At 70.2% G+C, this 17,613-nt stretch carries 19 protein-coding genes; 13 read left to right on the top strand and 6 right to left on the bottom strand.

Going from position 1 to position 17,613, the window contains the following annotated elements:
• Positions 1-284 precede the first annotated feature (284 nt).
• On the top strand, positions 285-1,616 hold the full coding sequence (locus ACIA8Q_RS26625; protein WP_360218471.1) for an MFS transporter: 1,332 nt from the start codon (positions 285-287) through the stop codon (positions 1,614-1,616).
• A gap of 481 nt (positions 1,617-2,097) precedes the next feature.
• Here the strand turns inward: ACIA8Q_RS26625 and ACIA8Q_RS26620 are convergent, their stop codons facing one another.
• Positions 2,098-2,571 (bottom strand): NUDIX domain-containing protein, encoded by a 474-nt coding sequence (locus ACIA8Q_RS26620; protein ID WP_396317777.1) that lies wholly within the window; start codon positions 2,569-2,571, stop codon positions 2,098-2,100.
• Between the two features lie 27 nt (positions 2,572-2,598).
• Positions 2,599-3,816 (bottom strand): helix-turn-helix domain-containing protein, encoded by a 1,218-nt coding sequence (locus ACIA8Q_RS26615; RefSeq protein ID WP_396317776.1) that lies wholly within the window; start codon positions 3,814-3,816, stop codon positions 2,599-2,601.
• A gap of 146 nt (positions 3,817-3,962) precedes the next feature.
• Here ACIA8Q_RS26615 and ACIA8Q_RS26610 point away from each other — a divergent pair, with 146 nt between their 5' ends.
• From ACIA8Q_RS26610 to ACIA8Q_RS26555, 12 genes are all read left to right on the top strand, one after another.
• Complete coding sequence (locus ACIA8Q_RS26610; RefSeq protein WP_396317775.1) at positions 3,963-4,406, top strand: ATP-binding protein; 444 nt, start codon at positions 3,963-3,965, stop codon at positions 4,404-4,406.
• A complete protein-coding gene (locus ACIA8Q_RS26605) occupies positions 4,403-4,630 on the top strand; it encodes a hypothetical protein (protein ID WP_396317774.1) in 228 nt (75 codons plus the stop codon). Before ACIA8Q_RS26610 ends, ACIA8Q_RS26605 begins: the two co-directional genes overlap by 4 nt.
• 308 nt (positions 4,631-4,938) lie before the next feature.
• Positions 4,939-6,036, top strand: coding sequence for a hypothetical protein (locus ACIA8Q_RS26600; RefSeq protein ID WP_396317773.1), 1,098 nt, complete (start codon positions 4,939-4,941; stop codon positions 6,034-6,036).
• On the top strand, positions 6,030-8,072 hold the full coding sequence (locus ACIA8Q_RS26595) for a hypothetical protein (protein WP_396317772.1): 2,043 nt from the start codon (positions 6,030-6,032) through the stop codon (positions 8,070-8,072). Before ACIA8Q_RS26600 ends, ACIA8Q_RS26595 begins: the two co-directional genes overlap by 7 nt.
• On the top strand, positions 8,069-9,106 hold the full coding sequence (locus tag ACIA8Q_RS26590) for an enolase C-terminal domain-like protein (protein WP_396317771.1): 1,038 nt from the start codon (positions 8,069-8,071) through the stop codon (positions 9,104-9,106). Before ACIA8Q_RS26595 ends, ACIA8Q_RS26590 begins: the two co-directional genes overlap by 4 nt.
• The gene (locus ACIA8Q_RS26585; RefSeq protein WP_396317770.1) at positions 9,103-9,543 is read left to right on the top strand and encodes a hypothetical protein; all 441 of its coding nucleotides are present in this window, start codon (positions 9,103-9,105) and stop codon (positions 9,541-9,543) included. Before ACIA8Q_RS26590 ends, ACIA8Q_RS26585 begins: the two co-directional genes overlap by 4 nt.
• Complete coding sequence (locus ACIA8Q_RS26580) at positions 9,540-10,205, top strand: HAD family hydrolase (protein WP_396317769.1); 666 nt, start codon at positions 9,540-9,542, stop codon at positions 10,203-10,205. Before ACIA8Q_RS26585 ends, ACIA8Q_RS26580 begins: the two co-directional genes overlap by 4 nt.
• Positions 10,202-10,993, top strand: coding sequence for a class I SAM-dependent methyltransferase (locus tag ACIA8Q_RS26575; protein ID WP_396317768.1), 792 nt, complete (start codon positions 10,202-10,204; stop codon positions 10,991-10,993). The genes ACIA8Q_RS26580 and ACIA8Q_RS26575 overlap by 4 nt, the downstream gene beginning before the upstream one ends.
• On the top strand, positions 10,990-11,778 hold the full coding sequence (locus ACIA8Q_RS26570; protein WP_396317767.1) for a creatininase family protein: 789 nt from the start codon (positions 10,990-10,992) through the stop codon (positions 11,776-11,778). The genes ACIA8Q_RS26575 and ACIA8Q_RS26570 overlap by 4 nt, the downstream gene beginning before the upstream one ends.
• Before the next feature lie 26 nt (positions 11,779-11,804).
• Positions 11,805-12,551: a phytanoyl-CoA dioxygenase family protein gene (locus ACIA8Q_RS26565; protein ID WP_396317766.1), complete on the top strand. Its 747-nt coding sequence runs from the start codon at positions 11,805-11,807 to the stop codon at positions 12,549-12,551.
• A 63-nt stretch (positions 12,552-12,614) separates the two neighbouring features.
• The gene (locus tag ACIA8Q_RS26560) at positions 12,615-13,259 is read left to right on the top strand and encodes an L-threonylcarbamoyladenylate synthase (RefSeq protein ID WP_396317765.1); all 645 of its coding nucleotides are present in this window, start codon (positions 12,615-12,617) and stop codon (positions 13,257-13,259) included.
• 344 nt (positions 13,260-13,603) lie between these two features.
• Entirely contained in the window at positions 13,604-14,491 is an 888-nt protein-coding gene (locus ACIA8Q_RS26555; RefSeq protein ID WP_360218489.1) for a hypothetical protein, read from the top strand.
• A 220-nt stretch (positions 14,492-14,711) separates the two neighbouring features.
• On the opposite strand, the gene ACIA8Q_RS26550 is transcribed toward ACIA8Q_RS26555, so the two are convergent.
• Genes ACIA8Q_RS26550 through sufC form a run of 4 tightly spaced genes read right to left on the bottom strand, consistent with a single transcriptional unit; the run spans position 14,712 to position 17,609 of the window.
• A complete protein-coding gene (locus ACIA8Q_RS26550) occupies positions 14,712-15,098 on the bottom strand; it encodes a metal-sulfur cluster assembly factor (protein ID WP_363365260.1) in 387 nt (128 codons plus the stop codon).
• Positions 15,099-15,119: 21 nt separating this feature from the next.
• Entirely contained in the window at positions 15,120-15,572 is a 453-nt protein-coding gene (gene sufU, locus ACIA8Q_RS26545) for a Fe-S cluster assembly sulfur transfer protein SufU (RefSeq protein ID WP_360222691.1), read from the bottom strand.
• Between the two features lie 16 nt (positions 15,573-15,588).
• Positions 15,589-16,848 (bottom strand): cysteine desulfurase, encoded by a 1,260-nt coding sequence (locus ACIA8Q_RS26540; RefSeq protein WP_360222688.1) that lies wholly within the window; start codon positions 16,846-16,848, stop codon positions 15,589-15,591.
• Entirely contained in the window at positions 16,845-17,609 is a 765-nt protein-coding gene (gene sufC, locus ACIA8Q_RS26535) for a Fe-S cluster assembly ATPase SufC (protein WP_360222685.1), read from the bottom strand. The genes ACIA8Q_RS26540 and sufC overlap by 4 nt, the downstream gene beginning before the upstream one ends.
• Positions 17,610-17,613 lie beyond the last annotated feature (4 nt).

Here is a 17,613-nt window from a genome sequence, read left to right as displayed (position 1 = left end):
CAGCGTCCCGATCCACGACCTCAGCGTATAGGTGCGACACCCCCGATGCCCGGCCTCAAGGGGCGCACACAGGGGCGCGCGCCGAATCCGTGCGCCCACCCCTTATCCTTCGCAGTGGCGCCGTGCACAACCCCGCGCGGGCCGCCGGGCAACGAAGCCCGAATCCTCAGCTCATCCGCTCCACCAGGGAGCCCCGCACCGCGGCCACCACCACAGCGCCTCAGGACGGGCGCGCCGGCACACCCCGCCGACCCGGTGGTGCCCTGCCACAGGAGATCCCTTTCATGGCGGACCTCTCCCCCGCCGGCCCCGGCCTGCGCACCGCGCAGCTCGACGGACGCCGACTGTCGGAGGCCCTGCTCCCCCTGGAGCTCGCTCCACGCGCCCAGCTCCAGCTCTCCGCGATCAGCCGCTGGAACGCGCTGCGCGGCGTACGCGTCGGCCTGGTGGCCGCCGCCCTGCTGTTCATGCTCATCGGTGCCAACCTGGCGACGCCGATCTACCCCCTGCTCCAGCAGCGCCTCGGGCTCGGCCCCCTCGACACCACGATCCTCTTCACGATCTACGTGTTCGCGCTGGTCCCCGTGCTGGCCGTGGTCGGTCACTGGTCGGACCACCTCGGCCGCCGCGCCCTGATCCTGCCCGCCGTCGGGCTGGCCGCCGCGGGCGACGTCGTGTTCGCCACCTCCGGCAGCTTCTGGCAGCTGGCGATCGGCCGGGCCGTCCAGGGCATCGCCGTCGGTCTGTCCACCGGCGCAGCCGGGGCCGCCCTCGGCGACCTGCTGCCCGACCACCCCACCCTGGCCGCCAAGCTCACCCTGGCCTGCTCCGCCGGGGGCGTCGCGCTCGGCCCGATCGTCGGCGCCCTGCTGGCGAACGGCTCCGACCCCCTGCTGACGCCCTTCCTGCTGCACGCCGTCGCCCTGCTCGCGCTCTGCGTGCCGCTGGCCCTCGTCCACCCCCGGATGCCCGGCCGCAACCGCCCGCCGGCCTCCCCGCCGCGCATCACCACCCCGGCCCACCTGCGCCCGCAGCGCCTGCGGCTGCCGCGCACCGGCCGCCGCGAGTTCCTGCTCGCCGCCTCGGCCGGCTTCATCTCCTACGCGGTCTTCGGCGTCTACCTCAGCCTGGCCCCGGCCTTCGCCGCCAAGGTGTTGAACACCCCCTCGCACCTGACCGGCGCGGTGGTCGCGGCCCTGCTGCTCGGCTCCTCGGCCGCCGCCCAGCTGATCGTCCCGCCGACCGCCGACCGCAAGGTCATCGCCCTCGGCATGACCGGACTGGCCGCCGGCCTCGCCCTGGTCGTCGCCGCCGGCTACACCGGCACCCCGGCGCTACTCTTCATCGGCAGCGTCCTCGGCGGCATCTGCCAGGGCGTGGCCTTCCGCTCCCTCTTCACCACCGCCGTCGCCGCACTCGACCCGGAACGCCGGGGCTCCGAGCTCTCGGCCCTCTGGGTCATCGTCTACCTCGGCAGCTCCCTCCCCATCGTCGCCGTCGGCGCCCTGGTCAGGAGCTACGGCCTCCTCCCCGCCGTCAGCGGCTTCGCCACCCTCGCCGCCCTCCTCTGCGCCGGCCTCGCCGTGGCCGTCGCCCGCAAGCCCAGGGCGGCCTGACCCGCACACCAGAACGCCGCTGCCCGGGACTTCCCCTTCGGAAGTCCCGGGCAGCGGCGTTTCCGGCGCCGGGCTGAACACCCGCGCACCAGCCGCTCCGTCGAATGGTTCCACCACCGTTCCCCACCATCCACCCCCCACCCGCCAAGCGGCGGGTGCCCGCCCCTGGCCTGGCCGCGGCGCTGATGGAGCAGGACCACGTACCTGCCGGAAGCCAGTGAGGGCCCGGAGGCCGCCCCGGCGCCGGGGCGGCCTCCGGAACAAGGTCGGAGCCGGTGGCTTTCGCCTCCGCCCGCTGGATGTGATCCAGCAGGCGGAGTGCCATCAGGAGGACCAAGAGCTGACGGACCGTGCCGGAAACTCCCTCGTGCGCGGTGTCGAGAAGCTGCCGCATCTCGGCTCTTGGTACGCGACGGCGAGATGGGGAGGTCGCGCCGGCGGCCGCGGGAGAAGCTCCGTGAAGCCACTGTGAGGCGTGAGCCTACGTGCGGGTCACTCCGTGCTCCAGGTAGACGGTCGCCGCATGCGTCCTGGCGACGCATGCGGCATGGACGCGGCGGGCCAGGCGCGGGATGAGGAGTGCGTCGAGCTGGTCCGTGGCGTGGAAGGCGTACTCACCGATCTCCACCCGGTCGACGGCGATGTTGTCCAACTCGTAGGCCGGGAGGACGCCACCGTCGAAGACGAAGAGGAGCTTGTCGCCCTCGGTGGGGTGAGGTGCCCAGTCGGCGACGAGCAGCCTGCCGATCGGCGGCGTGATGCCGAGTTCCTCCTTGACCTCCCGGGACGCGCCCTCGCTCGGGGTCTCGCCGACGTGGAGGTAGCCGCCGGGGATCTCCCAGCCGGGCTTGTAGGTCGGCTTCACGAGGAGGACGCGGTCCTCCTCGTCGAAGAAGAGCACGCCGGCGGCGGTACGGGGCTGGGCCACGACCTCGTGGGACTGGGAGTCGCTCATGGCGACGACTGTAGCCGCCCAGCCGTGTCACGCGACGATCTGGAGCCGCTGTGCGACGCCTGCCAGCAAGTAGCTCGGTTTGCCGCGCTGTTGGCGGACCCAGTTGGTCACCAGGTGTCGGGGGATGAAGTGGTAGCGGACTTGCTCGGGGGCCAGCTCCTCGGCGTCCAGTACGAGGGCGAGGGCCTCGTCCATGCGGTTCTGTGCGCTGTGGGCGCGGGCGATTTCGAGTGAGTGCCGCACTCGGCGTTCGAGCGGCAGGGCCGAGGAGTCCACGCGCGGCCCTTGGTCGAGGGCGATCTGGACGTCGCCGAGCTCCATGGCGGTCGAGATCCGGTGAATGGCCACGTTGGTGGGCCCGAAGGCCGTCCACATGTGGTTGGCGTCGTGGCCGAGGCGCTGTGCGGCCCGGTCTGCCTCGGCGAGGAAGTCACGCACGGTGCTCCGGTCCTCGATCCTCGCGGCGGCCATCGACCCGACGAGGAACAGGGTGCCGTAGGTCGACAGGTAGGTCGGGGAGCCGTCCTCCAAGCCGGCTTCCAGGAACGAGGCCGAGTTCATGACCAGGTCCCTGGCGGCGGTGAGGCGGCCGTTGCTGAGCAGGCAGTGGGAGACCGAGCGGAACAGCGAGCCGGTGACGACGATGTTGCCCGACTCCTGGGCCGCCGTGAGGCCGCGGTCGGCCGACATCCAGGCGAGGTCGGCTTCGCCTATCTTCGTCAGGACCATCGCGGCGCCTTGGTAGGCCATCGCGAGCAACGCCTTGGCCTGTTGCTGTTGATCGCCCTCGTACATGCGCACCGCGCGCTGGGCCTGGGAGAGGATGTCTGGGATGAGTCTGGTCGCGCGGGAGTACCTGGCGTCCTGGTAGGCGGACCAGGCGGAGCCCACTTCGGCGCGCAGGATGTCGAGGTCGGGCGGCTGTTCGGCGTCGTCGGCCGCCAGGAACGGCGACAGCTGCTTGTAGTCCATGAGCGCTTCGCGCAGCTTCGAGACGGCTCCGCCCTGGGCATCGCCGGGCCAGTCGAGGAGTGACGGCTCCGCCAGCAGGTCGCCGAGCCGGATGTCGAGGGCATCGGCCAGCGCTCTGATGACCGAAAGCCGATCGAGCTCGATGCGGCCGTTCTCGACTTTGCTCAGCCAGTCGGCCGTTCGCCCGACGAGGCCGGCCAGAACCTCCTGGGGCATGCCCCGTCGACGGCGGTACCAGGCGACGCGCTCGCCGATGCTCAGCGTCTCATTCATTCCAGGCATGCTCCCAGCCTGAGGGCGCTCCCGCCGCCTACCCCGGAAGGATTTTCCGGGTTCCCCTCCATCCATCCTCCTAGCGTTCTGACTCACCCTCAAGCAGCTCTGCCTGGAGGGTGATTGGGCAACGAGGAAGGTTGATCGTGGTGGCGCGTCAGGACCTTCGAGTAAAGGAAGCCATCGAGGTGGCCGGCTGCCTGTCGGTGCAGATGAGCTTTCTGCACGCTCACGCCTCCGTGCCCTTGGCCCGGGCGCTGATCAGGAGGGTCGTCGGCACATGGGAGTTCGACAGGCCACTCGTTCAGGACATCGAGCTGGTCGCATCCGAGCTCTGCACCAACGCCGTTCTTCACGGCGCGGCGTCGTGCCTTGGCTGCTTCGACGTCCGCCTGGCACCTCAGCCGCGCGGTCTGCGAATCGAGGTCACGGACGCGGGGCCTGGGCCCGTCGACCGGCCCGCCCCGTCCGCCCTGGCCGAGAACGGCCGGGGGCTCCTCCTGGTGAGCCGGACGTGCGAGAGCTGGGGCGTCGACGCGACGAGCGACGGCACCGTGGTCTGGGCCGAGCTCAGGACCGATGCGGCATGACCGACTACCAGCCGCACGAAGACATCTACCACGCTGCTCACCGGGATCCCGTCGAAGCCGTACTCACCTGGCTCTGGGCGCTCGGCCACCTCATCGTCCTCGCCCTGCTCGGAGTGGCAGCCGACCACCAGCTCAGCTCCGATCACTTCGGCCCCGTCCTGGCGGCCGATCACGAGCCCGACCGCGACCTTGAGCAGCACCCCGCGGTCGAACCCGAGGCCTGACAACGGAGTCACGCCTCGTCGCCACACGCACCACCGAGCGAGAAGGGAACACCGCCATGTCGTCCATCGCGCGCCTGCAGGCGCCCCAGCCTCCGCCTCCTCCGCCCCCGCCGCCGCCGGCACCGCCGACCCCGCAGCCGCCGTACCCCGGCCGCTGAGCGAAGGAACCGTGTGGGCCTGCCGGACGGACACCGGCAGGCCCACACGGGCTCATCCTCCCCGACCAATGGAGGGGAGCGAGGCAGATCCCGCAGAGAACGACGACCAGGGCAGCGAAGCCCGGTCCAGCCAGTGACGGAGAGTGGCTCATGAAAGCAGCGCTCGGCAGCAAACCCGCAGCGGTCCTCACCCTCCCGGCGGTCAGGGGTATGGCGGAGCGCTACGGCGTGCCCGTGGAGGACGCCCTGCTCATCGCGATCAACCTGTTCGGGATCTCCTCCGCCCACGGCCGTCATCGCGCCCGGATCTCGGTTCGTCTCACGACCCGGCCGGACGTCGCCTGGATGGTGATCGTCCCGCTCAACGCCAAGGCGTCGCCGTTCCACTTGGCCGGCGACGAATTGTCGCTGGGCGGCGTCGTAGTCGGCGCCATCGACCGCGTCGCCGCCGACGAGGCGGTCGGCGGGTACTTCAGGGACGACGGGCGGGCCGCGACGCTCAACCCCAATGCCCGCAGCCGCTGTGTGGGGTGCTCGTTCTGCCCGAACACCCTGGAGGCCGCCGCCGATCCCCGTCTCTCCGAGGAGCGGGAGCTGGCCGAACTGCTGGCCGCGATGGTCGAACAGCACCCCCGCCACAACCTGGCCGAACTCCGTGAGGTCACCGTGTCGACCGGCTGCTTCGAGCGGGAGCGGGCGGCCGTTGACCATCTGATAGGACTGCGTGACGTGCTCGCTGCCCACGGGATCGGCGCCCGGATCGGGTTCCTCACCTCGGTCATCCGCACGAGGGAGGTGTTCGTGGAACTGGCGGAGCGCGTCGCCCCGTTCGTGCTGCGGCTTACTGCCGAATGCTTCAGCCGGAGGGACCTGCTCCTCAAAGCGAGCAAGGCGACGCTCACCACCGAGGAGATGCCCGGGGTCCTGCGGCGGGCGATAGGCGCCGGCCACGCGACCTCGTTCACCTACATCGTTGGCCTGGACCGGCTCGCCGACCTCCGGAGCGGTGTGGCCGAGCTGATGCCGTTCGTCACCGAGTTCCCCAACTTTCAGGTGTACCAGGCGCACAACGCCATCATGGCGGGCCTCCGGGCCGAAGGCTCCAACTCCCTGGAGTACTACCTCCAGGCCCGCCGGACCATCGAGGACATCGTCGGGCCGACCGGCCTCCGCCCGGCGGCATGGGAGTGCTACCGGCCGCTGTGGTACTTCACGTTCGGCGATGAGCAGTTGGTGCCGCCATGCTGAACCGGGCCGACGCGCTGTGGAGGGCAGCCACGTATGTGGCGGTGGTGCTTCTGCACCTCGATGACAACCAGCTGCTGACCGAGCCGCTCCAGACCGACCACGTCAAGCCTCGCTCCGCTGGCCACTGGGGAACCGTCCCCGGAACGGCGTGGGCCCTCGCCCACACGGTTCTCGCTGCTGGCGAGCTGGGGCCCGGCCGTGAGCTGGTCCCGGTGATCGGCGCCGGCCACGCGGGGGTGGTCCAGCTCGCCTACGCCTGGCTCACCGGCGAGCTGGCAGCCGTGCGCCCTCAGTACTCCCGTGACGCAACCGGGCTCAGGTGGTTGGCCCGGAACTTCCCTGACGTCGACGTCCTCGGTTCGGAAACCCATCCGCTGCTGCCGGCGGGAGCGGCACCCGGCGGATGCCTTGGTGGCGCGCTCGCGTTCAGCCACGGCATGGCGCTCGACGTTCCCGGGCGGGTCGTGGTGCCCATCGTCGGCGACGGGGAGTGCGAGACCCCCACGACGGCGGCGTCGTGGCTTGCGGCCCGGGCTCTGCAGGGAAGCGCTGTCCTGCCAATCGTCCACGTCAACGGCTTCCGTATGGGTGACCGGTCGCTGCTGGGGGCAATGGGCGACGCCGAGCTCGTTGCATACGCGGCCGGCCTCGGGTGGCGAGGCCGGGTGGTGCGCGTAACCTCGGCCACCGTCGATGAGCATCAGGCGTTCCGGGACGCCCTGGCCGTATCCGCTCATGAGGTCGCTGAGGGCTCACGGACCGCTGTGTTTCTCCGCTGCGTGAAGGGCTGGAGCGGACCGGAGGCGGTCGACGGGCGGCAGGTGCTCGGGACAGCTGCGGCCCACAAGACGCCACTTGACGGGGCCCGGGGGAACGAGGCCCAGCGCGGTCAGCTGGAAAGGTGGTTGGCGTCGTACCAGCCCGCGGAGCTCTTCGACCACGACGGCCAGCCGATCGGCGCTCTGGCCGAAGCCCTGGAGTCGGCCGCGTGGCACTGTGCGGCCGGCCCCGGACTCCCAACCCGTGAGCATCCGAAGCCGGTCGTTCTCGGCAGTGCCGCCCGCTTCGGGGAGGCGGTAGGCAGTGTTCTCCGCAGGCATGCCACGGCCGGTGATTTCCGGGTTTTCAGCCCGGACGAGCTGTCCTCGAACCGCCTCGGCCCACTGCGGGGCGAGTCCTGGGTGTCCGAGGTGCTGGCCGAGGAGGTGCTCCTCGGCTGGCTGTCCGGCTGGATCAGCAGTGGTCGGCGCGGGGTCCTGGTGTCCTACGAGGCGTTCGCCGCGCTTCTGACCGCCGGGATCGTCGGCCACCTCAAGCACCGTCGCCTCGCCGAGGAGAAGGCGTTCCCGAGCCTCAATCTGCTGCTGACCTCGTACGGGTGGCACAACGTCTTCACTCACGGCGATCCGTCGCTCGCCACGGCCCTGCTCGCGACGGAGGACCCTGCGGTGACCGTGCTGGTTCCGGCCGACACGCAGCGGACGGCCGCCGCACTCGACGCGGCGCTGAACTCGACGGGCCGCGTCAACGTCCTGGTCGCGGGCAAGTACACCGAACTGCGGCTCCCGCTTGAGACCGCCGAGGAGGAACTGGCACGCGGGCTCGCGATCTGGCCGCACCTGAGCGACGAGGAGGATCCTGACCTCACCATCGTCGTGGCGGGAGACCTGCCGGCCGAAGCCGTCACGGCGGCGGTGCCGGTACTACGTGACCGGCTGGGCTGCCGAATCCGCGTCGTGGGCGTTCTCGACCTCACCGTTCTCGGCGATCCTGGGCGCTGGCCCAAGGGCCTTACCGACGTCGAGGTCGATCACTACTTGGGCGAGCGCTCCGCTGTCCTGGTCGTCACGCTCGGGCACCCGGCAGCCGTGTGGGGGCTGCTGGCGGGACGCCTGCGGCTGGTTGACGTGCTCGGCTGGCGCGAGCCGCCGGGACCGATGTCGCAGGACGCCCTCGCACGCGAACTCGGCCTGGATACCGCCGGACTGCTCCGGGTGGCCGGTCAGCTGGTTACCAGGCCGGAGGCCGCCCGATGACGGAACTGTTCATCGACAAGGTGGAGACCGTGCCGGTAGGCGTGGCGGAGGCCGGGGACGACAGTGTCTTCGTCGCGGTCCACGGCGCCGGGCAGACCGGCTGGTACGGGCCCGTGAGCACGACGATTGGCCGGGCAGTGGAGGCGATCGGCCCCATAGTCGTAGGAGTCCCGCTGCTCGATCACGACGGCCTCCGACCGCGCATACGGGCAGCCGTACCGGAGGTCTCGGACTGGGCAGTCGGAGCGATCGACTGCGCGGTGTGGGACCTCCACGGTCGCCTGGTCGGCAAACCGGTGGCTGACCTCCTGGCCCCAGGACGGAGGACGCAGGCCGTACCGGCGTACGTCTCCTGGCTCCGCCTGGATCTCAGCGGCCCCGCTAGCCACGGTGCGCTGGCCCAGGTTCTCGAAGAGGGCTGGGCCTTCACCAAGTGGGGGCTGCGTCGGCGCCCGGGGGCGAGCGTCGCCGACGAGGCCAGGAATCTGGTCGCGGCACTGGCCGACGCCGCGGCGGTCATCAGCGAGCCCTTCGCCGTCGACGCGGTGGGCACCTGGAGTCCGCAGCTCGCTGCCGCTGTCGCCGGCCGCCTTGATCAGCAGATGCTGGCCTGGCTGGAGGACCCGCTGCCGGAGCACTACCTGCGCGTCTACAGCCAGCTGGCCGCTGCTGGCGTGCCGGTTGCGGTGGGCGAGCGCCTGCGACCCGACGAGGACCTGGGCACCCTCCTGGACTTCGTTCGGCCCACCGCGCTCACCATCGACGTCGTCGGCTGCGGTGGCCTCACCCGTGCGGTCGAGATCACCACGAACGTTCGCGAGGCCGGTGTCCCCGTCTACCCACACGGTCGCTCGATGGTGCCCGGCATCCACCTCGCCGCCGCCTTCCCCGACGACGTCCCGGCGGTCGAGTACCGCCGCCAGTGGGAGCCGCGCCGCCAACTCCTCTACGCCGAGCCATGGATACCCAAAAGCGGGCTGTTTCCCGCCCCTGACGCACCCGGACTCGGAACCCAACCCCGGAGACTGCGATGACCCGAACCATCGGCACCTTCCCTGTCCAAGGAACAACCCGTCACGACGAACACGGCCTGCTCCTCGTCCTGGACCGACGACTCGACGGGCACGACACCTTCCTCTTCGGCATCCTTGACCTCGGCCAAGGAACGGCGGCCGTACGGATCTTCACCCTCGACGACGTCACCGTGCTCCGACCGCTGGAAACGATCGAGGCGCCCAGCCCGGTCTGGGCCGGAATCCTCCACCTCCCGCACGGACTTCGCCCGCGCGTTGTCCCCGCAGACCTGGCGGACGCCGCCCAAGCCGGCAACCGCGACCTGGACACGCTCGATGCAGCCGAACTGCGGTACGCGCTCACCTTCCTCGGTGAGGCCACGACCGCCCAGATCCGTGCGGCGCGGATCGCCGCCATCGTCTCCGCCCTGCCCCCGGCCGGGGGTGACGCTGCATGAGCGGGTCAGTCGGTCGCCTGGTCAGCCTGGACATCGGGGGAACCCTCGGCAACGCGCAGGGCCCCGGCCTGGCAGCTCGGCTCGCCGCCATCTCACCGCTCGGGCCGAAGCAGGCCCGTCGCGTGATGCGGGACATTCTGCACACCGCCCCGGAGATCACCGACGCTGTGACCGAGCAGGTCTGCGCGGAACTGGACATCAAGCCGTCGGACTTCCCAACGGATCTGCCCGTCTCCCCGCTCGTTCTCTTCCCCGGAGTCGTCGAGGCACTCCAACAGCTCAGCGACAGCGCCACCGTGGTCACGCTCTCGAACGTGACCTGCACCGAGGCCGATCCTGACCGGCTCCTCGCGCTCCTCTCTCCGTGGGTCAGCGCCCACTTCCCGTCCTGCCGCACCGGGTTCGCCAAGCCCGACTGCCGCGCATTCTGGACCGTCGCCGATGCCCACCAGCTATCAGCCAGGACCATGGTCCATGTCGGCGACGACTGGGAATGCGACATCCGCGGTGCCACGGCGGCCGGATTCGCCGCCGTCTGGCTCTCCCACGGCCGTACGGTCCCCGACGAGCACGTCCTCGTTGAACACGACGTGCTCGTCGCCCACGATCTCGCCGACGCAGTCCAGCACGTTCGCCAGCTACTCGATCTGAGGAACCCATGAGCCTGTTCACCGGCACCGCCAGCTACTACCGCCAGTACCGCCCGGGAATCCCGGCAGAGGTCGCGACCGTCCTCGACCAGGCCGTCGCACCGGGCAAGCCCCGCCGGCTCCTGGACATCGGCACCGGCACCGGGCTGGTCGCCGAAGCCCTCCTCGTCCGGTTCGACGACATCATCGCCATCGACAACGACGCCGACATGCTCAAGGCCGCCGAGGAAGCCCTCCGCTCCCAACTCACAGACGGGGCCAGCCTGTCGCTCATTGAGTCGACGGCCGAGGACTTCAAGCCCCCAACCGGCTGGCAGGCCGACCTCGTGACGATCTGCCGGGCCTTCCACTGGCTCGACCAGGCCACCGTGCTCGCCCTCCTCGACGACCAGGTGGCCCCTGGCGGCGCCGTCGCCATCTTCGGCGACAACAGTTTCTGGGCCGCCGACAGCCCCTGGAAGCAGTCCGTGCGCGCGGTCGTCCAGAGCTTCCTCGGCGAGGAACGGCGCGCTGGCAACAGCACCTTCAAGCACCACAACCGGCCCTACAGCGAGATCATGGAGGAGTCGCCGTTCAACCGGGTCGAGGAGATCCGGGTGCCCGTCCACCGGACGTGGAGCACCAACAGCATCCTCGGTTACCTCTACTCCACGAGCTTCGCCGCACCGCACCTGTTCGAAGGCCGCCTCGACGAGTTCGAGGCGGCCGTGGAGACAGCCCTCGCCGAGCACAGCACCGAGGACGTCTTCCCGGAGGACAACGAGTTCCTCATCCGCATCGGCCGACGGGGCACCGAGTGATAGGAGCAGACGGCCCAGCCGCCCGCCAGTACGGGCGGCTGGCCGCACCCGCGGTCTTGACCGAGCTCACCGCCGACTCCGTGCTCTGTCTGCCCATCGGCTCCCACGAGCAGCATGGCCCCCACCTGCCGCTCAACACGGACACCGTGATCGCGGAGCGGTTCACCGGGCTGCTGGTCCAGCGGTACGGCGGACAGCACGACCTGTGGGCGCTGCCGGCCATCCCGTACGGGCTGTCGCTCGAACACGCCTGGTCGCCAGGAACCGTGTCGCTGCGGATCGCGAGCTTCATGTCCCTGCTCGACGCCGTGGTTACGGAGCACCTGCGGGCGACCCCTGCGCGAAGGCTCCTGATCATCAACGGCCACGGCGGCAACCGAGGAATCCTGGAGCCTGCCCTCCACGAGCTCAGACGTGCGCACGCCTTCTCGGTCTGCGTCATCCACCCGGCCTCGCTGTCCACTGTCCAGGGCGGCGGCGAGACCGTCCCGGAGATCCACGCGGGAATCCGCGAGACGGCCATGATGCTCGAACTCGCGCCCGAGGACGTTCATCTCGACAGCCTCCCAGCGGACTTCACCGCCAACGGTGCCGAGACGAAGCGGCTCGTCCTGGACCGCGGCACGACCTGGCCGTGGACCTCCGGAGACACCATGATCGCCACCTGCGGCGTCATCGGAGGCGACCCGCGCCAGGCAACTGCCGACGCCGGCCGAGCCATTCTCGACAGTGCCCTCGATGCGGCCGGCCAGGTGCTCACCCACCTCACCAACCACAGCCTGTAACCGCCTCATGCCCTCCAGGAGATTCCGTGGCCCTCACCGCCGCAGAGAAGCACGCCTTCATGCGCGACGGCCTGCTCGTCAGGCGCGGAGCCGTCCCCGACGATCAGATCATCCGAGCCCGTGAACTGGTCACGGACTGGTACCGCACGTCGATGAACCCCGAGCTCATCAACGCCTACACACAGCGGACCTTCGCGCCAGAGCTCGGAAGCCATCCCGATCTGCTCGCGCTCTTCTCCGCGTCCCCGGCCGCCGAGCTCGCCCAAGACCTGCTCGGCACCGTTCGACCCGTGTCCACCGTGCAACTCCAGATCCGCATCCCCGAAGGCCAGCTCGAACGGGCCCAGCCGGAGAAGGCCATGCACGTGGACGGCGTCGCCTGCCCGCACCTTGACCCCGACGAGCTTCGGACCTTCTCGCTGCTGGTCGGGGTCGTGCTGTCCGACATCACCGACCCGCACGGCGGGGCCCTGCGCTACCAACCGGGCGGGCACCTGGCCATGGCCGAGTGGTTCCGAACCCAGTGGTCGCTCGGCATCACCGAGCAGGTCTCACCCGACATCGACGCTCAGACCGGCAGCCCGTTCCTCGGCCAGCCCGGCGATCTGCTGCTGATGCACCACCTCGTCCCCCACGCCGTTGGCCGCAACCTCAGCCCCGTGCCACGGATCATGGCGTACTTCCGCGTAGAGCACCCCGACCACGCGCGGCGACGGCTGCAGGCGCTGCAAGACCCGTGGCTCGACTACCCGCTGCTATCGCGGCCCGCATGAACTCGCAGCAGGGCCGGGATCACGCCCGGCCCGTCAACTGACTCCCAAGACGGAGGGACACCCATGCGACCGATCCCGCCAGAACAACTCAACTCCGCCGCCCGTGCCCTTGAAGCCGGCGAACTCGTCATTGTGCCCACTGAGCGCTGGTACATGATCTGCGCCGACGCTACGAACGTGGCCGCCTGCAACAGCATCTTCGACGGCAAGCAGCGGCCACGCGCCAAGTCCCTCGTCCTCGTCACCCCCTCCCTGGAGGAGTGCGAGAAGCAGTTCGTCATCCACCCCGAGGCCAGGCAACTGGCTGACGCCTTCTGGCCCGGCGACCTCGCCATGCTCCTTCCCTGGCAGGGCGTGGACGTCGGAACACAACACCCCGCAGTCGGGGCGCCGGCCCTCACCACCAACTCGCCGGGCCCACTCGGCGCCCTCGCGATGGCGGCCCGAGCGCCAGTGGCGGCGACGACCGTCAACATCTCGGGCGACGCAGCAGTCGACGCGCCCGGCCCAGCGATCACAATCGGGGAGGTCCAGCGCTTCCTGGACTCCACCGGCGTCAAGGCGACCGTCATTCTCGACGGAGGAGTCTCGCCGGCCGCCAACCACCTCACCATCGTCGACTGCTCGACACCTGTCGCCCAGCTTGTCCGTGCGGGCCTTGTCCACGAGCGGGCGATCTCCGCTGTGCTCGGACGCCAGGTGCCATGACCGAGAGCACGAGGGGAAGCTCCGAATCGTCCTGATAGGTCGCACTCCGCCGACCGATACCAATTCCGCCCGCGGGTGTGACGCCGAGGCCCATCCGCGCATGTCGTGAACCGTGCGTTCGGGGCCGCGCCCCTCCAATCGGCAGCCCGCACATAGCGTCGGCAAGCCGTGAACAAAGCCGGACTGGATCCGCCGGGAGTGGGTGCTGACAACCTTGCACCGGCTTCAACAAACGTCTCACACTGTGTCAAGTGTCGCGGTACGTTCTGCACCCGAACAGAAAATAGGCGACCCCGGCAGCGCGCCAACGCTCCGGGGTCCGGCAACAGGAGCTGACACTCCCGATGCGCGTCCATCGTAGCGCCCACGTGCGCAACTTCACCGTGCTACCCAACGCCGTGCTCCAGTACCGGCGGTTGAGCTACACCGCCCGAGGCCTGCTCGCGGACCTCCTCTCCCGCCCCGACGGCTGGCGCGAGGACGGACGACACATGGCCGACAGCAGTCCGCAGGGGCGTGGCGCCGTCCGCAAGGCCCTGAAGGAGCTGACCGAGGCCGGGTACTACCGGGTCGAGAAGATCCGCATGCCCGACGGCACGATCATCACCGAAACCCACGTCTACGACACCCCACACCCCATGGCGCCGCCGGGTACCACCCGTCCGGCGCCCGGTGAAGCGGCAACCGGCCCTGCTGGCAGCCCTGTTGTAAAGAACCGGCAGCAAGAACCCTCCCTCCCCGCAGGCCCGGCAGACGAAAGCGACCGAGGAGGAGGGGAGGAACCGCCCGAGATCCGCGAGGCGGTCGCCACCCTGTTCCGGGTGATCCGCCCCGAGCCCCGACTGCGCCTGGGCGAGGCCGAAGCCGCCGAACTCGCGCCCCTCGTCGCACAGTGGCTGCAACGCGGCGCGACCCACGCCGACCTCGCCCACGCCCTGCTGCCGGGCCTGCCCACCCCGGTGCACTCGGCGGCCGCCGTGCTCCGCTACCGCCTGGAGCACAAGGTGCCGCCCGCCCGGCCCGTTGGACGGCCACCGGCCCGGTACGTCGAGTGCGCCGAGTGCCACGACCCAGTGCCACGACCGGGCGTCTGCCGCCCGTGCGCCGGTCTGACCACCCGAACCCTCACGGCCCACAAGGGCACGGACGTGGCCACAGCAGGTGCCGCCCGAGTCCGAGCTGCCCTGCACTCCGCGATGACCGGCAGCCGACCTGCACACATCGCCGCCTGAGACACGCTGTCCCACCGGCCCGAAGGGGCACCCGCAGGAGCACGCGGCGAGGCCCGGGGCGGGCACCCGCCGACAGGCGGGTGGGGGGTGGCCGGTGGGGAACGGCGGTGAACCTGCTCAACGAAGCAGATCACGCGCGGGTGTTCACCCCGGAAACGCCGCTGCCGCGCGAACCCCGGGGGGGTTCGCGCGGCAGCGGAACGACGATCGACCGGTGACCTCAGACGTTGAAGCCGAGGGCGCGGAGCTGCTCGCGGCCGTCGTCGGTGATCTTGTCGGGGCCCCACGGCGGCATCCAGACCCAGTTGATGCGCAGGTCCTTCACCAGGCCGTCGGTGGCGGTCCGGGCCTGGTCCTCGATGACGTCGGTCAGCGGGCAGGCCGCCGAGGTGAGCGTCATGTCGATGGTGGCCACGTCGTCCTCGTCGATGTGGACGCCGTAGATCAGGCCCAGGTTGACGACGTCGATGCCCAGTTCGGGGTCGACGACGTCCATCAGGGCCTCGGTCAGGTCCTCGACGGAGACGGTGCCGGCGGTGGTGCCGACGATGCCGCCCTGGGCCTCCTCCGCAGCGGGGGCCGGGGCGCCGGTGGTTTCGTCACTCATGGTCTGTCCTCCTCTGCGGGTTCAGTCGTTCACGGCGGGGTGCTGGGCGAGCGCCTGGGCGGTGGCGTCCTTCCAGGCCATCCAGCTGAGCAGGGCGCACTTGACCCGGGCCGGGTACTTGGAGACGCCGGCGAACGCGACCGCGTCCTCCAGCACCTCCTCGTCGCCCTCGCCCTGGCCCTTGCTCTGCATCAGCTCCAGGAAGGCCTCCTGGACGGCCTGCGCCTCGCCGACGGTCCGGCCGACGACCAGGTCGTTCAGCACCGAGGCGCTGGCCTGGCTGATCGAGCAGCCCTGGGACTCGTAGGAGACGTCGACGACGGTCGAGCCGTCCAGCTTCACCCGCAGGGTGATCTCGTCACCGCAGGTCGGGTTGACGTGGTGCACCTCGGCGTCGCCGTCCCGCAGCCCCTTGCCGTGGGGGTTGCGGTAGTGGTCCAGGATGATGTCCTGGTACATCGAGTCGAGCTTCATGTCCTGGGCCGTCCCGTCAGCCGAAGAAGTTCCGGACGTGGTGCAGGCCGTCGATCAGCGCGTCGACCTCGCCCGGCGTCGAGTACAGGTAGAACGACGCCCGCGTGGTCGCCGGAATTCCGTACCGCAGGCAGACCGGCCGCGCGCAGTGGTGGCCGACGCGCACGGCGATGCCCTGCTCGTCCAGCACCTGGCCCACGTCGTGCGGGTGGATGTCCCCGAGCGTGAAGGAGATCGCCGCACCGCGGTCGACGGCCGTGCGCGGGCCGATGATCCGCAGGTCGGGGACCTCGAGCAGGCGCTCGACGGCGTACTCGGTGATCGCGTGCTCGTGGGCGGCGATCTTCTCCATGCCGATGCCGGACAGGTAGTCGATGGCCGCGCCGAGCCCGACCGCCTGGGCGATCGGCGGGGTGCCGGCCTCGAACTTGTGCGGCGCCGGGGCGTAGGTGGACGAGCCCATGGTGACGGTCTCGATCATCTCGCCGCCGCCGAGGAACGGCGGGAGGTCCTCCAGCAGCTCCTGGCGGCCCCAGAGCACGCCGATGCCGGTCGGGGCCAGCATCTTGTGGCCGGTGAAGGCGACGAAGTCGGCCTCCAGCGCCTGGACGTCGAGCACCATGTGCGGCGCGGCCTGCGAGGCGTCGATGACGACCAGCGCGCCGACCGACTGGGCCTTGCGGACGATCGTCTCGACCGGGTTGACGGTGCCGAGCAGGTTGGAGACCAGGGTGAAGGAGACCACCTTGGTCTTCTCGGTGATCAGCTCGTCGATGTTCGACAGGTCGAGCCGGCCCTCGTCGGTGAGCCCGAACCACTTCAGCTTCGCGCCGCTGCGCTGCGAGAGCAGCTGCCACGGGACGATGTTGGAGTGGTGCTCCATCTCCGTGATGACGATCTCGGAGTCGGCGTCCACCCGGTACGGCTCGTCGGCCCAGGCCAGCATGTTGGCGACGAGGTTGAGCGACTCCGAGGCGTTCTTGGTGAAGATCACCTCGTTGCGGCTCGGCGCGTTGACGAAGGCCGCGACCTTGTCCCGGGCGCCCTCGTACAGCGCGGTGGCCTCCTCGGCGAGCACGTGCACGCCGCGGTGGACGTTGGCGTTGTGCCGCTCGTAGTAGGCGTTGAGCGCCTCCAGCACCTGGCGCGGCTTCTGCGACGTCGCCGCGTTGTCCAGGTAGACCAGCGGCTTGTCGTCGTGCAGCAGCCGCTGCAGGACCGGGAAGTCCTTCCGGATCGCGTCGGTGTCGAGCAGACCCGTGAACGCGTGCGTCACGCGGACGCGCCCCCCTTCACATAAGCCTCGTAGCCCTCGTTCTCCAGCTTGTCGGCCAGCTCGGCACCGCCGGACTCGACGATGCGGCCGCCCGCGAAGACGTGGACGTAGTCGGGCTTGATGTACCGCAGGATGCGGGTGTAGTGGGTCACCAGCAGGGTGCCGACCTCGCCGGTCGAGCGGACCCGGTTGATGCCCTCGGAGACGATCCGCAGCGCGTCGACGTCGAGGCCGGAGTCGGTCTCGTCGAGGATCGCGATCTTCGGCTTGAGGAGCTCCAGCTGGAGGATCTCGTGGCGCTTCTTCTCGCCGCCGGAGAAGCCCTCGTTGACGTTGCGCTCGGCGAACGCCGGGTCCATCTGGAGGGCCGACATCGCCTCCTTGACCTCCTTGACCCACAGCCGCAGCTTGGGGGCCTCGCCGCGGACGGCGGTGGCGGCGGTGCGCAGGAAGTTGCTGACCGAGACGCCGGGGACCTCGACCGGGTACTGCATGGCCAGGAAGACGCCGGCCTTGGCGCGCTCGTCGACGGACATCTCGAGGACGTCCTCGCCGTCCAGCAGCACGGTGCCGCCGGTGACGGTGTACTTGGGGTGGCCGGCCAGCGAGTAGGCGAGGGTGGACTTGCCGGAGCCGTTCGGACCCATGATGGCGTGGGTCTCGCCCTGCTTCACGGTCAGGTCGACGCCCTTCAGGATCTCGCGCGGGCCGTTCTCGGCGTCGACGGAGACGTGCAGGTCGCGGATTTCAAGGGTTGCCATGTGT

The organism is Kitasatospora sp. NPDC051705 (genome assembly GCF_044453265.1).
Classification (GTDB): Bacteria; Actinomycetota; Actinomycetes; order Streptomycetales; family Streptomycetaceae; genus Kitasatospora.
The sequence above is the reverse complement of the archived record's forward strand: the minus strand, read 5'-3'. Positions and strand labels throughout refer to the sequence as shown.

What these genes read in the sequence shown, in the direction of transcription:
- ACIA8Q_RS26625 (WP_360218471.1), top strand. Translation starts at nt 285, where the DNA reads ATGGCGGACCTCTCCCCCGCCGGCCCCGGCCTGCGCACCGCGCAGCTC.
- ACIA8Q_RS26620 (WP_396317777.1), bottom strand. Translation starts at nt 2,571, where the DNA reads ATGAGCGACTCCCAGTCCCACGAGGTCGTGGCCCAGCCCCGTACCGCC.
- ACIA8Q_RS26615 (WP_396317776.1), bottom strand. Translation starts at nt 3,816, where the DNA reads ATGAATGAGACGCTGAGCATCGGCGAGCGCGTCGCCTGGTACCGCCGT.
- ACIA8Q_RS26605 (WP_396317774.1), top strand. Translation starts at nt 4,403, where the DNA reads ATGACCGACTACCAGCCGCACGAAGACATCTACCACGCTGCTCACCGG.
- ACIA8Q_RS26600 (WP_396317773.1), top strand. Translation starts at nt 4,939, where the DNA reads ATGAAAGCAGCGCTCGGCAGCAAACCCGCAGCGGTCCTCACCCTCCCG.
- ACIA8Q_RS26595 (WP_396317772.1), top strand. Translation starts at nt 6,030, where the DNA reads ATGCTGAACCGGGCCGACGCGCTGTGGAGGGCAGCCACGTATGTGGCG.
- ACIA8Q_RS26590 (WP_396317771.1), top strand. Translation starts at nt 8,069, where the DNA reads ATGACGGAACTGTTCATCGACAAGGTGGAGACCGTGCCGGTAGGCGTG.
- ACIA8Q_RS26585 (WP_396317770.1), top strand. Translation starts at nt 9,103, where the DNA reads ATGACCCGAACCATCGGCACCTTCCCTGTCCAAGGAACAACCCGTCAC.
- ACIA8Q_RS26580 (WP_396317769.1), top strand. Translation starts at nt 9,540, where the DNA reads ATGAGCGGGTCAGTCGGTCGCCTGGTCAGCCTGGACATCGGGGGAACC.
- ACIA8Q_RS26575 (WP_396317768.1), top strand. Translation starts at nt 10,202, where the DNA reads ATGAGCCTGTTCACCGGCACCGCCAGCTACTACCGCCAGTACCGCCCG.
- ACIA8Q_RS26560 (WP_396317765.1), top strand. Translation starts at nt 12,615, where the DNA reads ATGCGACCGATCCCGCCAGAACAACTCAACTCCGCCGCCCGTGCCCTT.
- ACIA8Q_RS26555 (WP_360218489.1), top strand. Translation starts at nt 13,604, where the DNA reads ATGCGCGTCCATCGTAGCGCCCACGTGCGCAACTTCACCGTGCTACCC.
- ACIA8Q_RS26550 (WP_363365260.1), bottom strand. Translation starts at nt 15,098, where the DNA reads ATGAGTGACGAAACCACCGGCGCCCCGGCCCCCGCTGCGGAGGAGGCC.
- sufU (WP_360222691.1), bottom strand. Translation starts at nt 15,572, where the DNA reads ATGAAGCTCGACTCGATGTACCAGGACATCATCCTGGACCACTACCGC.
- sufC (WP_360222685.1), bottom strand. Translation starts at nt 17,609, where the DNA reads ATGGCAACCCTTGAAATCCGCGACCTGCACGTCTCCGTCGACGCCGAG.